This is a genomic window from Amycolatopsis keratiniphila (assembly GCF_000400635.2).
GTDB lineage: Bacteria > Actinomycetota > Actinomycetes > Mycobacteriales > Pseudonocardiaceae > Amycolatopsis > Amycolatopsis keratiniphila.
The window spans coordinates 5919025-5932673 of sequence record NC_021252.1; the positions used below are offsets into that span (position 1 = coordinate 5919025).

The 13649-nt window shown below is 69.0% G+C and carries 13 protein-coding genes; 2 read left to right on the top strand and 11 right to left on the bottom strand.

Annotated features, from left to right (window positions below):
* Positions 1 to 22 precede the first annotated feature (22 nt).
* The 6 genes from AORI_RS67620 to AORI_RS67645 are packed head-to-tail and all read right to left on the bottom strand — an operon-like array spanning position 23 to position 6189.
* Positions 23 to 382, bottom strand: coding sequence for a peptidase inhibitor family I36 protein (locus tag AORI_RS67620; protein ID WP_016335650.1), 360 nt, complete (start codon positions 380 to 382; stop codon positions 23 to 25).
* Between the two features lie 12 nt (positions 383 to 394).
* Positions 395 to 1693 (bottom strand): aminotransferase-like domain-containing protein, encoded by a 1299-nt coding sequence (locus tag AORI_RS67625; protein WP_016335651.1) that lies wholly within the window; start codon positions 1691 to 1693, stop codon positions 395 to 397.
* Positions 1678 to 2988, bottom strand: a complete 1311-nt coding sequence (locus AORI_RS67630; protein WP_016335652.1) for an enoyl-CoA hydratase/isomerase family protein — start codon at positions 2986 to 2988, stop codon at positions 1678 to 1680. The genes AORI_RS67625 and AORI_RS67630 overlap by 16 nt, the downstream gene beginning before the upstream one ends.
* The gene (dpgB, locus tag AORI_RS67635) at positions 2985 to 3671 is read right to left on the bottom strand and encodes an enoyl-CoA-hydratase DpgB (protein ID WP_043848240.1); all 687 of its coding nucleotides are present in this window, start codon (positions 3669 to 3671) and stop codon (positions 2985 to 2987) included. The genes AORI_RS67630 and dpgB overlap by 4 nt, the downstream gene beginning before the upstream one ends.
* Before the next feature lie 21 nt (positions 3672 to 3692).
* Complete coding sequence (gene dpgA / locus AORI_RS67640) at positions 3693 to 4760, bottom strand: 3,5-dihydroxyphenylacetyl-CoA synthase DpgA (RefSeq protein ID WP_016335654.1); 1068 nt, start codon at positions 4758 to 4760, stop codon at positions 3693 to 3695.
* Positions 4761 to 4809: 49 nt separating this feature from the next.
* Positions 4810 to 6189, bottom strand: a complete 1380-nt coding sequence (locus tag AORI_RS67645) for a condensation domain-containing protein (RefSeq protein WP_158509140.1) — start codon at positions 6187 to 6189, stop codon at positions 4810 to 4812.
* An 87-nt stretch (positions 6190 to 6276) separates the two neighbouring features.
* Between AORI_RS67645 and AORI_RS67650 the strand changes: the two genes are divergently transcribed.
* Both AORI_RS67650 and AORI_RS67655 read left to right on the top strand, forming a co-directional pair.
* Complete coding sequence (locus tag AORI_RS67650) at positions 6277 to 7311, top strand: GntG family PLP-dependent aldolase (RefSeq protein ID WP_016335656.1); 1035 nt, start codon at positions 6277 to 6279, stop codon at positions 7309 to 7311.
* Positions 7308 to 8201, top strand: a complete 894-nt coding sequence (locus tag AORI_RS67655; RefSeq protein WP_016335657.1) for a TauD/TfdA family dioxygenase — start codon at positions 7308 to 7310, stop codon at positions 8199 to 8201. Before AORI_RS67650 ends, AORI_RS67655 begins: the two co-directional genes overlap by 4 nt.
* Positions 8202 to 8218: 17 nt before the next feature.
* On the opposite strand, the gene AORI_RS67660 is transcribed toward AORI_RS67655, so the two are convergent.
* The 5 genes from AORI_RS67660 to AORI_RS67680 are packed head-to-tail and all read right to left on the bottom strand — an operon-like array spanning position 8219 to position 13631.
* Entirely contained in the window at positions 8219 to 9577 is a 1359-nt protein-coding gene (locus AORI_RS67660; protein ID WP_016335658.1) for a cation:proton antiporter, read from the bottom strand.
* Positions 9574 to 10098, bottom strand: coding sequence for a flavin reductase family protein (locus AORI_RS67665; RefSeq protein WP_016335659.1), 525 nt, complete (start codon positions 10096 to 10098; stop codon positions 9574 to 9576). Before AORI_RS67665 ends, AORI_RS67660 begins: the two co-directional genes overlap by 4 nt.
* A gap of 32 nt (positions 10099 to 10130) precedes the next feature.
* Positions 10131 to 11714: a tryptophan halogenase family protein gene (locus AORI_RS67670; RefSeq protein WP_016335660.1), complete on the bottom strand. Its 1584-nt coding sequence runs from the start codon at positions 11712 to 11714 to the stop codon at positions 10131 to 10133.
* Positions 11715 to 11716: 2 nt separating this feature from the next.
* A complete protein-coding gene (locus AORI_RS67675; RefSeq protein ID WP_016335661.1) occupies positions 11717 to 13213 on the bottom strand; it encodes a condensation domain-containing protein in 1497 nt (498 codons plus the stop codon).
* Positions 13200 to 13631: a cupin domain-containing protein gene (locus tag AORI_RS67680; RefSeq protein WP_200870935.1), complete on the bottom strand. Its 432-nt coding sequence runs from the start codon at positions 13629 to 13631 to the stop codon at positions 13200 to 13202. Before AORI_RS67680 ends, AORI_RS67675 begins: the two co-directional genes overlap by 14 nt.
* Between the last annotated feature and the right edge of the window lie 18 nt (positions 13632 to 13649).

The window sequence follows — 13649 nt, forward strand, 5'->3', positions numbered from 1 at the left end:
ACGGAACGGGTGCGGTGGCGGTTCAGCGCACGGACGGCAAAGGCATCAGCTGGACGCTGCGCGCCGCGGGGGTGACCGAACGAGCCGAGTCGGTCGGTCCCACGTAGTGCGGCGTGGCAGCGACCGCGCAAGCGGTGTCGCTGAACAGGGTGACCACTTTGTACTCATGGTTGTCGTCGACCGACCGGATGGCGGGGAGGCCCAGTGAGGAGGCCGTCAGGCACGGTGTGCCCACGGACTCCACGAAGGCCTTGGTCCCGGTGTAGTCGGTGCCCGACCACACGCAGATCTCGTGGAAGCCGCAGTCGGGTGCGGCCGGAGAACCGGTCTGGATCGGGGTCAGCGCGGTCGCGACACTCAGCATGACGGTCAGCGGGAGCATGGATTCTTCCTTTCACAGGTGCGGAAGGTCGGTGAGGAAACGGCCGAGGCGACGAGCGCCCTCGACGATCCGGTCGTCGTCGAGGAAGCTGCAGGACAGTCTCAATTCGTGCGTGCCGCCGCCGGCGAGGTGGAACTGGCGCATCGGGGTCCACAGCACGCCATACTCACGGGCCGAGCGATCCAGCAATGCGGTGTCAGCCGGGACCGGCACGCTGATGCGGACGAAAAACCCGCCGACGGGGTTGTTCCAGGACACCGTCGGCGGCAGGTGTTCTGAGAGTTCCGCGAGCAACAGATCGAGGGAATGCCGGTAACGCTCGGCCTTCTCCGCAGCCAAGGCGGCAATGGACCCGCTGTACTCCAGCAGGAGACCGCCGACGACGGCCTGCCCGATCGGTGAGGTGTTGACCGTGACCATGCTCTTGATCGCCGCCAAGTCCTCGGCGAGCATCCTGGTTCCGGAGGGACCGACCACGGTCTGGTCCGCGACGACGTAGCCGACCCGGGCGGCGGGAAGGCCGATCTTGGCGAAGGTGCCCAGATGGAGTACCCGACCATACCGATCAAGGACCTTCAACGGCGGTGGCACCGCGCCGGGCCTGGCGGTGAAGCCATATGTGCTGTCTTCGAGAATCATCAGGTCCTCGCGCTCGGCGAGGTCGAGCAATCGTTCCCGTGCCGCGAGGCCGAGCACCGAACCCGATGGGTTGGCGAAGTCCGGCGCCACATAGAGCGCACGCACCCGCTCCCCTCTCCGGCGTGCGGCGGCACAGCTTCCGGCGAGCGCATCGAGGTCGAGGCCCGCCACCGTCTCGGGGATGGGTACGACCGGAATGTCCAACAACCGCGCGGCACCCGCGGCCCCGACGTAGCACGGGTCGGCCACCGCGAACAGGTCACGCGGCCCGGCGAACAGGGCACGCAGCGTCAGCAGGATCGCCTCCTGGCAGCCGACGGTGACCACGATCGCCTCGGGGTCGACATCGACGCCGACATCCGCGCGTAGTGCGTCGGCGAGCAGGTCGTTGATCAGGCCCCTGCTTGGCCCGTATTGGTGCAGCCACGTGCGCACCCGGGCCGGCGACCAGTGCCGGGTCTCCTGGATGTGGCGCTCAAAGCGGCGCAGGCTGGCAGCGACGTCCACAGTGGACACGAAGTCGGGATGCGGAGCTCCTGGGGCGAACGAAATGGCGTCCGGGTAACGGGACATGACCTCGTTGAGGAAGGTCACCCCGCCCAGCACTGGATCGCCGACCGAGCCGTGCAGACCGTCCTCGGCGAACACCACGCGGGTCATCGGTGCGCCCATGAGCGCTCTAGCCGAGCATGCACGTCGTCCGAGTACAACCGTTCGGCCTGCAGTCGGGCGAACTCGGCCATGAAGGCGCGAAACAGGTCCAAGGGCTCTTCCGCCGCGCGCAACATCCGGCGGTTGGCCACGATCGCCGGGGAGCCGAGTGCCGCGACCGCGTCGTCGACGGCATCGTCGACTCCAGCGGCCGGGACCACCCGGTCGACCAAGGCGATGGCCACCGGATCGGTGGCGGCCAAGCGCGCCCCACCGAGGAGTAACGATCTGGCCATACGGGCGCCGCCGTGCCTGGTCAGGCGCAGGTTCGCCAGCCCGGGGACGATGCCCTCCTGCGCGGCCGGCAGGCTCAAGTAACTATCGTCGGCGACGATCACGTGATCACAGACCAGAAGCAGCTGGGTCCCACCGCCGATGGCGAACGTGTCGACAGCGGCGACCCACGGTTTCTCGACCGGTGTGCCCGTCTCGGGTTCGAGGCCGCGCAACAGCTTGTGAACGCAGCCCAGCTCACGGCCCAGCATGAAACCGACATAGGGAATGCGGCCGTGCCACAAGTCGATCAGGTTGATGCCCGCGCTGAACACGCGCCGTCCGGCGTATTTCGGATGGGTCGCGGGTGCGCCGCGAAGCACGCCGACCCGGCTACCGGGGTCCAGCAAGACCAGGTCGACGGCAACCTCGAGATCGTCGACGAGGCGCATGTCCTCGGCGTTGAGGTGGTGCGGGTCGTGGAGCGTCACATGCCCTGCCGAGCCGATGCGCCGCACGGTCACCTTGCCGAGGTCGGCCTCACCAGTGCGACGGAAATCTCCGAGCAACCGCTCAGCGCGCTCGGTGGGCCGTAGCATCGCCCGGATCAAGTGCGTGCCCACGCCGGGTGAAGCAAGAAACGCGGCGAACAATATGCCCTGGTCGACTTCTCGACCTTCTTTGTTCACCTGGAGAACCGCGCGCTCCGCGAACAGCTGCGCCGCTGTGGGCGCCAGTCCGGGAAAAGCGATGGCTGCCACGTCAGCCAGCTCGCGGACGCGCATGAACCGGGTTCGGTCGGCGGTCAGCCGGTCGTACACGGCGGTGGCGTGCAACGCGAGAAACGCCATCCGAGCACGGCGGCACGCCTGGTGGATCTCGTTGGCCATGTGCCGCTCTTCGTCATCGCGTCGCACCTTGGCGGGCAACGCGCCCAGCACCCGTTCCCCGGCCTCCGTGAATCCGGCCAATGCGCTCGCGTCGGTATCGAGGTCACCGACGAGCGAAAGTGCTCGCTCGGTCCAGCACGGTGGCGCGATCACACTCCCACTCCGGGTATGGCCATGGTGCGCCTGAGTTCCCGGTCGCACGCGGCGAGGTGCGCGCCCAGTGCCTCCTCGAACGAAGTCGTCACCGCGTCGAGCACGAGCCCCCGCCGCACGGCCAGCTCCGGCCCGGCGACCAGGCCTCCGGCTTTCACCGCCGACAGTGCGTGTGTGTGAGGGTCCTCGGCGACGTCGTCGACCAATCCGAGGGTCGTAGCCTTGGCCATCGAAACCGTCGCGCCGGACAGGGCAAGCCCTCTCGCTCGGCCCGCGCCGATCTGGGTGGCCAGCCGGTGCAGGACCATGCCCGGCCACGCGCCACCGGAGTCCGCCGCGACACGCAGGACCGTGTCGGGAGCCGCGACCCGGTAGTCGGTGGTCAGCAGCAGTTCGACCGCCGGGCCGACGCACCGTCCGGACACGGCGGCGACGGTCAGCGCGCCGAGCCGCTCGACCCGGCGTAGCGCTTTCTCCCACCGGTTGACCGCGTGGATGCCCACCGGCCCCGGCCAGGCGGGGCCGGTCCCCTCGCCGCCGAGTACCAGCACCAGTGCGATATCCCCGGCCGACCCGGCGCCGTCACACGCCGTGTTGATCCGCTCGATCAACGCCCCCGTCAGCTCGCTCAGGCCCCGCAGGTCGAGCACGATCGCCCCGGTTGAATCGTCAATGCCAGCCATTTCAGCGCTCTCCGTCAGTCGTTACCACCGGACAAGGGCCGTCTCGATCGTCGAGCCGGGCCCCATGGTCATCAGCACGCCGTACTCATCCGGGCAGACCACGCACTCGTCGAGCAGCCGCTGATAGGAAAAGAGAAAGGACCCGCTGGAGAGATTTCCGTTGTCACGCAGCACCCCGATCGTGTGCCGTACGTCGTGGCGGGTGAGTCCGAGGTTGACCCGGACGGAGTCAACCACCTTCTTCCCGCCCGAGTGCACGACCCAGTGCGCGATCTGCGAACGCTGCAACCCGGCTTCGTCCAGCAGGGCGGCGACCACCTTCTCGGCGTGCGCGCCGACGACGTACGGCACCTCGCGGTCGAGATAGAAGCTGAACTTGCCGTGGTCGTCATCCCAGTCGAAACGCATGGCTTCGATCGCTTCCGTGATGAGGCAGCTCGCGAAACCGAGCACCTCCGGGCCCCGGCTCTCCGCCGCCGGATCGGTGGTCACGGCCACCGCGGCCGCGCCATCACCGAAGAGGCTGTTGACCACCGCGGTGCGCATGGTGCCGTCGACAACGTAGGCCGCGGAACAGACCTCGACGCACAGCAGAACGGCGAGCTCGCCGGGATTCGCGCTCGCCCAGGCTGTCACGGTGTTGAGCGCATTCAGGCCCGCGTTGCAGCCCATGCCCACGACGTCGAGACGACTTATGTCCCAGCGAAGTCCGAACTCGGCGGAAATCCGCGCGCTCAGTCCGGGCGTCAAGAGCCCTGTTGACGTCACGCAGGAGATGTGGGCGATGTCGGCGAGCCCCGCGTCGAGGCCGCGCAGGCAGTCGGCGAGCGCGGCGCCGCCGAGGTCCAGTCCGACCGCGCGGTGCTTGGCCAGAAGCTCGCCCTGGGTCTCCGACCGGACTCGGCCGGTCTCCGCGTCGACGTTCAGGCTCAGGTGCCGCCGGTCGATCGCGCTATTGGCGAAGACCGACCGGACCCTCGGGTCTTGGATGTCGTTGAGCGCCAGCACCTCGTCCTGTGTGTACGACGCCGATGGGGTCGCGGTGCCCACTCCGACGAGCCGGACACCGGCGTGCGGTTCCGCGGTCATGCCCACCCTCCCGTCATCAACTACAGTCAACAATAGTGACTGTAGTTGATTAGGTAAAGAGTTCAGCCTTCGAGATCAGAATCTCGCCAAACCGGCGCCCCCAGCCGAGCACTCTCGATTCGTCGAACAGATCCGAGGCGTAGCGCAGGCCCACTGTCAGACCCGCACTCCTGCGCACCAGCGCGACCGTGAGGTCGAACGGGGCACCCGCGGCAGGCAGAGGCACCGCGTGCATGTCGAGCCCAGCCCAGGAGCGAGGGCCCTCACGCGTGTCGACCAGCGTGAAGAGCACGTCGAAGAGCGGATGGCGCGCGGCCGACGGTGGCACGCCGAGTGCGCGGACCACTTCGGGAAAGGCGACCCCCTGGTGGGCCAGGCCGTCGGCGAGCACGGTGCGCACGTGCGTGACAAGGTCGGCGAAGTCGCGCCCACCCGTATCAAGGCGGAGCGCGAGGGTGTCAAGGAAGTAGCCGACCACATTCTCGACCGCCGGGTGGTCCCGGCCGGCCACGGGCGTGCCGATCACGAGACCGGATCGGCCCGTCTCCGCGGCGAGCAGCTCGGCGAACGCGGCCAACCCGACGACAAAAGGCGAAACGCCGAACCTCGCGGCCAGGAAGTCGAGGCTTTCCCGCGCTCCGGCCGCCAGTGGCACGTCCACGGTCGCCCCGGCCTGCGTCGCGCGGACCGGCCGCGGCCGGTCCGCGGGCAGGTCGACGACCGGCAGATCCGCCAGCTGCGCGCGCCAGTAACCGAGGTCCGACTCACTCTCTCGGCGCCCGGCCACGTGGTCGGCATACTGGACCACCAGATTCGGCAGCGCGTCCGGGCTCCCGGTGACGGCCGCCGCGTAGAGGGCGGCGAGGTCCCGCTCGATCAGCGCGCTCGACCGGTCGTCGACCACGATGTGATGGCAGACGAAGGAAAGCAGGTGGCGGCGGTCGGCGTAGCGCCAGACACGGGCGCGCCAGAGCGGACCGCGGCGCAGGTCGAACGGGCCGCGGCCGGCCCGCAGGGCGGCGGTGAGCGCGCCGCGCAGGTCCGGCACGGCTTCGACGGTGAGTTCGACCGCGCGAGGCGGGTGCACGACCTGGGCCAGGTCGCCGTCGTCCGGCTTGCCGTCCTCCGGACGGTCGGTGAACGTCGTGCGCAGCGCTTCGTGGCGGGTGACGAGTCCGGCCAGTGCCGTGCGCAGTGCGCTGATATCCAGATCGCCATGCAGGTCATAGGCGAACGGCACGTTGTAGGTGGCACCGCTCGGGGCAAGTCGCCACAGGTACCAAAGCGAGCGTTGACCGGGCGAGACCGGGAACCTGGCGGGAAGCGGCGGACGAGGCAATCGCGGGAGCTCCTCGGCGGACCGGCCGAGCAGGCCCCGCCGTCGCTCCGGCGAGAGGGCGAGGAATCGGCTGAGGACGCCATCGGACACAAGCAACCACCTGCCCCGGAATCAACTACTGTCTATTGCACCTATAACTATAGTCATGTGCGTTGGACGACACGAGGGAGAACACCGATGATCGAACTGCGCAGCGACACGTTCACGCTGCCCACCGCCGCGATGCGCGAGGCGATGTCCTTCGCGGCCGTCGGCAACGACGGTTACCGCGAAGACCCGACAGTGCTCGAACTGGAACAGCGGGCCGCCGATGAGCTCGGCAAGGCCGCCGCCTGCCTGACGCCGAGCGGCATCATGGCCAACCTGGCGGGGCTCATGACGCACCTGCCTCGCGGGGGCTCGCTGCTCGTGGGGGACGAGAGCGATATTTACCGGCACGAGCACGGCGGCGCGTCGATCTGCGGCGGACTGGTCTACCACCCTGTCACCACCGCCCCCGACGGCACGCTCCCGCTGGACGCGCTCAGGGCCGCGCTCGCCGAGACCGCAGGTGAGCCACGGCTGATTTGCCTGGAAAACACCCAGAACCGCTGCGGCGGCAAGCCCTTGCCACTGTCCTATTTGGACGCCGTGCGTGAGCTGGCCGACGAACACGGCGCCCGGGTACATGTCGACGGTGCACGGCTGTTCAACGCCGCCATCGCGACCGGTGTCCCCGCCGCCGAGCTGGTGCGCGGGGCCGACTCGGCGCAGTTCTGCCTGTCCAAGGGACTTTCCGCACCGATCGGGTCGATCCTCGCCGGTGATGCCGACTTCATCGCCGGTGCCCGACGGGTCCGCACGATGCTGGGCGGCACGATGCGCCAGGCCGGCGTCATCGCCGCGGCCGGCCTCGTCGCACTGGACACGATGGTCGACCGGCTCGCCGACGATCACCGACGGGCTCGGAAGCTCGCCGAGGGGCTGGCCGGTGTTCCCGGGCTCGAACTGGACCCTGCCGAGGTCGTGACCAACATCGTGCTCTTCGACGTAACCGTCGGCACGGCACAGGACTTCATCGACGCCGCCGCCCGGGCGGGGCTCGCCGTCCTGTCCCCCGGCGGCCTCAAGGTGCGCGCGGTCACCCACTCCGGCACGACCGACGCCGACATCGCGGCGGCCGTAGCCGCGGCGGCCGTAGCCACGGCCGACCTCGTCGGAGCCGTCCGATGACCCCCGCCCCGGTGTTCCCGGTTTCAGAGCCCGAGATTTCGGCCCAACGCGCGCAGATACTCCGGCACGTGTACCGCGACGGCGCGGTGTTGCTGCCAGGGGTGCTGCGGTCGGCCGACCAGCTCGCGGCCATCCGCGACGCACTGGCCGATGCCCCCGGTACCGCACGCGAGAGATTCGCACCCAGGACGACGTTGGGGCCGGGCGTCTACTCGGCCCTCGGCTGGGCGGCCGATCGGATCCTCTGCCCACAGCCCGAGCAGTCCTATGTGGACACTCCACCCGCACTGCTGTTGATCGGCTGTCTTGCGCCACCGGCCGAGGGCGGCGCGACCCTGTTGGCGGACAACCGCGCGGCGCTCCACGCGCTGCCGCGAGAACTGGTAGCCGCGGCACAGGCTGAAGGCTGGACGCTGACCAGGATGTTCCGCGACCGCATCGGGCTCTCTTGGCGCGAGGCGTTCGACGCGGCGACCGTTGACGAGATGGCCATCTACTGCTCCGCCCACGACGTCGGCCTGGAGATTCTACCTGGCAGCGGACTACGGACGAGCCAGCGACGCGCCGCGGTGCGCACGCACCCGGTTACGGGCGAGAGTTGCTGGGCAAACCACCTGGCCTTCTTGAACCGCTGGAGCCTCCGCGCGGACGAACGGAAGGTTCTGGTGTCCGCCTACGGTGTCGACGGCCTGCCGTTCGATACCTTTCTCGGCGCGGACGAGCCCCTGGAACCCAGGACCGTGGCCACGATCGATGAGGTTTACGCCGACCTCAGCCGGCCGGTCCGCTGGCAACGGGGCGATGTCCTGGTGATCGACCCGGCGTTGACCTCGACCGGGCGCGAGCCTTACTCGGGGCCGCGCGAGCTCGCCGTAGCGTTCGGCGCGTGAGGCCGGGGCCGGGTCTCTCACCGCCCGGTCTTGGCCACCCACCGCATCGCCGGGCCGGTGAGCGCCGTGGTCACCAATGTCATCACCACCAGCACGGTCACCCCATAGCCGTTGATCAGACCGTACTGCCAACCGATCCCGATCACCACCAGCTCGGTCACACCCCGGCAGTTCATCAGCAAGCCGGCGCGCAACGCCTCCGAAGCAGGAAGACCGGCCAGCCTCGCGCCGCCACCGGCGCCGAGTACCTTGCCGAGAGCCGCCACCGCGAGGACCGCGGCCAGCAACAACCAGTGCGCGAGTGAACCGCCCGGCAGCCCGATCGGGGCCACCATGCCGATGCTCGCGAAGAACAGCGGTAGCAGCACGATCGTCGAGAACTCGTGCGCCTGCTCGTCGAACCGGCGAAGGGCGGGCGAATCACCGGCCAGGACCATGCCACCCAGGAAGGCGCCGATCGCCGGGTGCAGCCCGATCACCTGAGTGGTGGCGGCGTATGCGAGCGCGACAGTGATCAACAGCGGCGAAAGGAGTCGGCGACCCAGCGCCCGCGCCTCCAGCCTCCGCACCAGCCGCGCGAACAGCGGACGAAGGAAAGCGAGCGAAACCACGAGGAGCACCAGCGCGGTCGCCGCGACGACCAGCACGTTCTCGAGCTGCCCACCGGAACCGAGCGCCACGACCAGGATGAGCACCAACCAGGTCAGCCCGTCACCGAGCGCCGCCGCGGCGAGGGTGAGACTGCCGAGTGGCGTACCGGCCAAGGACAGGTCCTCCTGTAGCCGGGCCAGCACCGGCAGCGCGGTGACCGACAACGCGAGCCCGAAGAACACCAGCCGGGTCAAGGTCGTGCCCCCGTCGCCGGCGAGCAGGGACTGACCCCACCACGCGACGCACACGCCGCCGAGGAAAGGCAGGCTTCCGCCGCCGAGCACGACAAGGCCGACTCCGCGGGTACGGATTCCGGCGCCGCCCGCCGAACGCAGTTCCCGCCCCATCAGGAACATGAACACGATCAGGCCCAGCTGCGCGGTCGCTCCCACGGCCGAAAGCACATCGGGAGGGAACAACTCTTCGCGTACGCCCGGCGCGAACGCCCCGAGCACGCCGGGGCCCAGCACGAGGCCGCCGATGATCTCGCCCACCACCGGCGGCTGCCGCAGCGCCACACATAGCGTGCCGAGTAGATGACAAACCGCCAAGATGACCGTGATGGCGAGCAGAAAGCCGGTGAGAGGCCCGGACGGCACGGCGCCAAGCAGCCTGGGCATGGCGAAGACCGCCACCGCGGCGACGGCCGCGACAGCGGCCACCGCCCCGGCGACGCGCCCCGCCTGCCGCCTCTTCGCGGGCGCCCGGTCTTCGGTAGCGGTCACCGCCGGGCCTCCCCGGCGTGGGGCCAAACGGCGAACCGGCGCCGCCCGTAGAGCAGAGGGTCACCGGACGCCAGACGCACGTCGGTCACCTCGCCGAGCACGATCGTGTGGTCGCCGACAGGGATGGTGCCGGCAACGGCACATCCGGCGAACGCCAGCGCGTCGTCCACCAGCCACGGCATGCCCGCGCCGCCGGCGGGCTCCCAGCAGACCCGCGCGAAGCGATCGTCGCCCGGGGTAGCGAACACCCCGGCGGCTGCCAGCCCGTCCGTGTGCAGAAGGTTGACCCCGAACCGGCCACCCGCCGCGAGCGCGGCCAGCGTGCCGCTGTCCTCACGCAGACAGACCAGGAGTGTCGGCGGGTCCAGGGTCACGCTGGACAACGACGAACAGGTCAGCCCCCACGGCGCTCCCCGGTGGTCGATCGCGGTGACGACCGCGACGCCCGTGGGGAATCCGCTCATCAGCCCGCGGAACTCGTCGGTCGTCGCGTACGCGGTACCGGGCAGTGTGCCGACCATGCGGTTCTTTCCTTTCCCTGCTGCGACCGACCTCAGCGGCCGTGCAACTTCACCAGGAATTCGTGGTTGGACGGCAGCGTTTCGACGATGTCCCGCTGGCGCTTGCGAACCTCGTCGAACAGGTGCCCCGCGTCGGTCTCAGGCCGGTAGTTCAGCGCAGGCAGAACCCGGTCTGGGGTATGTCCGAGCCCTGCGAAGATCGCGTAGTAGCTGCCGTTGGTCCAGAAGTTCCGGAATTCGGCGTCGAAGTTGCCGTAGTAGGTGGCCTCGTCGGTCACCGGCTCGTTGATCGGCAGGCCGGAGCGGAACATCGCGATCTTCTCCTGGATGTTCTCCGGGAGGGTCAGCTTCTTGTTATCGGCCCAGAACTCGGTGTCGACCCGCGGGGACAGGTAGAAATGCGCCTGGATGAAGTCCCGAGTGTCGTCGAACATCAGCTCGATCTCGCGGTTGAACCGGTCGACGAGCACAGGGTCGAAGCGGCGGTCGGGAAAGTGCTTGGCCAGCTGGTAGAGCGCGGCGGTGATGAAGTAGATGCCGGTCGACTCCAGTGGTTCCAGGAAGCACGAGGACAAGCCGACGCTGACACAGTTGTTCACCCACGCGCGGCGGTTACGGCCCACCCGGAAACGGATGTGGTTGAACGCGGTCCGCTCAGGGTCGAGCCCCCACATGCGGCTGAACTCCTCGGTCGCGTCGTCCTTGTCGGTGTGCCGCGCGGAGTAGACGTAACCAGTACCGAATCGGCCCGGCATCGGGATCTTCCACGACCAGCCCGAGCTCATGGCGATCGCCGAGGTGTAGGGCTCGACGCCGCGAGCCTCGTCGTCATGCGGGATCGCGGTGGCCACAGCGCTGTCGCAGAGCAGCTGGTCACTCATGTCCAGGAACGGCTCGTCGAGTGCCTTGTTGATGAGCAGGCCACGGAAGCCGGAGCAGTCGACGAAGAGGTCGGCGGCCAGCGTCCGGCCCGAACGGGTGCGGAGCCGGGTGATGAAGCCACGTTCGTCTATTTCGGCCTCGGTCATCTCGTCCTCGACGTGCCGCACACCGAGACGTTCGATCGCGAACCGGCGCAGGTACTCGGCAACGAGCTGGGCGTCGAAATGCCAGGCGTACCGGGTGGCCGGAGTGCCGTCGAACCACTTGGGCGCGCGCAACGCGTCCATCATGGGCGGTTCCCGGAAGCACGCGTAGTCGAACGGCTCCTCGGTGACACCGCGAAGCCGGTCGCGCGCCCAGTAGTGCGACAGCGGCACGCCGTCGTGCGTGGGCAGCAATCCGAACGGGTGGAAGAAGTGATCCGGCCGCCCTTCGAGGTCCCGCGCCTCGGCCTCACCCCGGCCTGGGGTGCGCCAGTTGACGAAGCGCACGGCCGTCTTGAAGCTGGCGTTGCATTCCCGCATCCAGTCGTCTTCGTCGATCCCGAGAAAGTCGAAGAAGACCCGCTGCAGGTTCGGCACCGTCGCCTCACCCACGCCGATGCGCGGGATGCCGGGCGCCTCCAGGACGGTGACGGTGACCGTCTCGCCGAGTGCCTTGCCGAGGTAGGCCGCGGTCATCCAGCCCGCGGTGCCGCCCCCCAGGACCAGCACGTTCTCGATGCGATTGTCCACGATTACTCTCCTCTGTCGGCTGGACGGCCGCACGTCGCCTGCCTGTCCGGGATCAAAGCCGCGACCGGGGTCCCCGGGTGCGCGGTCAGCGTGGCGAGTGCCGCCTGGTAGTGGTCGATCAGCCTGGCCGCCTCGGTGGCGTCGGCGAGATCGGTGTTGTAGTCGAGTCGTCCGGTGAAGACCGTGCCGTCGTCCTCCATCGCCATCAGCAGGTCGACCGGTGCCACGTCGTTGAGGATGCCCTCGGGGATCAGCCGCAGGTCGGCGCCCAGCGGCGTGCTCGAATGCGCGACGCCGGCCCCGCCGAGTTCGAACAAGGTCTGGAAGATCGCGTTGCGGCTGCTGTCGCGCCGACCGCCGAGCTTGCTCACCAACAGCCCGAAGGGCAGTTCCTGCTGGGCGAACGCGGCTGACATCGCCGTACTGGTCCGCGTGAACACGTCATCGGCCGTCTCCGCGCCGGAGACATCGATCCGGACGGCGATGACGTTGAGGAACGGCCCGATGGCGGCCTCCACCTCCGGCCGCAGCCGCCCGGCGACGGACGTGCCGATGGCAAGGTCCGGCTGGCCGGTCGCCGCGTAGAGCGCCAGGCGGTAGGCGGTGAGCAAGACCACGAACGGCGTCACCGACCGCTGCCGGGCGAGCGCACGGATCTCCGCGGAAACCTTGCCCGGCACGACGAACTGCGCTGACGCGCCGGTAAAGGTCGCCATACGCGGCCTCTTCCGGTGCGGTACCAGTTCTAAGTCCGGCACCCCGTCAAGGGTCCCGCGCCAGAACGTCAACAGCTCTTCGAGCCGCGGCCCGCTCAGGTGCCCGCGATGCCACGCGGCGTAATCGCCGTACTGGACCGCCGGTTCCGGCAGCACAACAGGTTCACCCGCCCGCGCCGCACGGTAGAGCCGGGCGAGTTCCCCGATCAGGACCGCCTGCGACTGGCCGTCCGCGACGGCGTGGTGCGTAACCCACAGCAGGGTATGCAGGTCGTCGGACAGCCGGTACAGCTCGGCACGGTACAGCGGTCCTCTGGAGATCGCGAAGCCCCGCCGCGCCGCGGCGTACGACGCCTGGGCGAACCTGCGCTCCTTCTCCTCCACCGGCAACACCGAAAGATCGACGACGGGCAGCCGTACGGGCACGGAGTCGTGTACGAGCTGGACCGCACCGGCGACATCGATGTCGATTACCGTGCGCAGTACCTCGTGCCGACGCACCACCTCCGTCAGCGCGGTTTCCAGCGCACCGACATCCAGCTCGCCGCGCAGGTGGAAGGCGAAGGAGATGTTGTAGGTCGGTGCGCCGGGGTCGACACGGTCGAAGAACAGGAACTGCTCCTGCACGTACGACGCGGGAGCCGGCACCGACGTGTCCTCCCGGCGGCACAACGTCGCAGCCACGTCCCGTCCGCGCAGCCGGGCGACCACGGCGAGCCTGCTCTCCCGGTCACACTGGAGCAGCTTGGCCAGGCCGCCGGGAACCGATTCAGCCCGCGTCATCGCGGCGAGACCCGTCGGCGGCGAGAAGCACGACGCTCTCCTGTTCGTTCGGATCGGTCCTGGCCAGAACGGCACGGGCAGGATTGATCGGGTCGTTGTTCTCCGCGCGGTGTGGGACGCCCGCCGGGATGAAGAGAAACTCCCCTGCCCGCACGGTGGCCGAGTCGGTCAGGCCCTCCCCGAAGTAGGTGGTGGACTCGCCTTCCAGCACGAAGAGCGCGGTTTCGTGCTCCTCGTGCAGATGCACTTCCCCCACCGCGCCAGGCGGGATGGTGACCAGGTGCATGCACAGCCCCTTGGCGCCCACCGATTCGGCGGAGATCCCCGCGAAGAACTGGGCGCGCTGCTTCCCTTCGTACATCTCCTCGGCGCGGACTACTCGGCAACGAGCAGTGGTACCGGACTGTTCGATGGACACAATGGCCTCCTGCTGGTC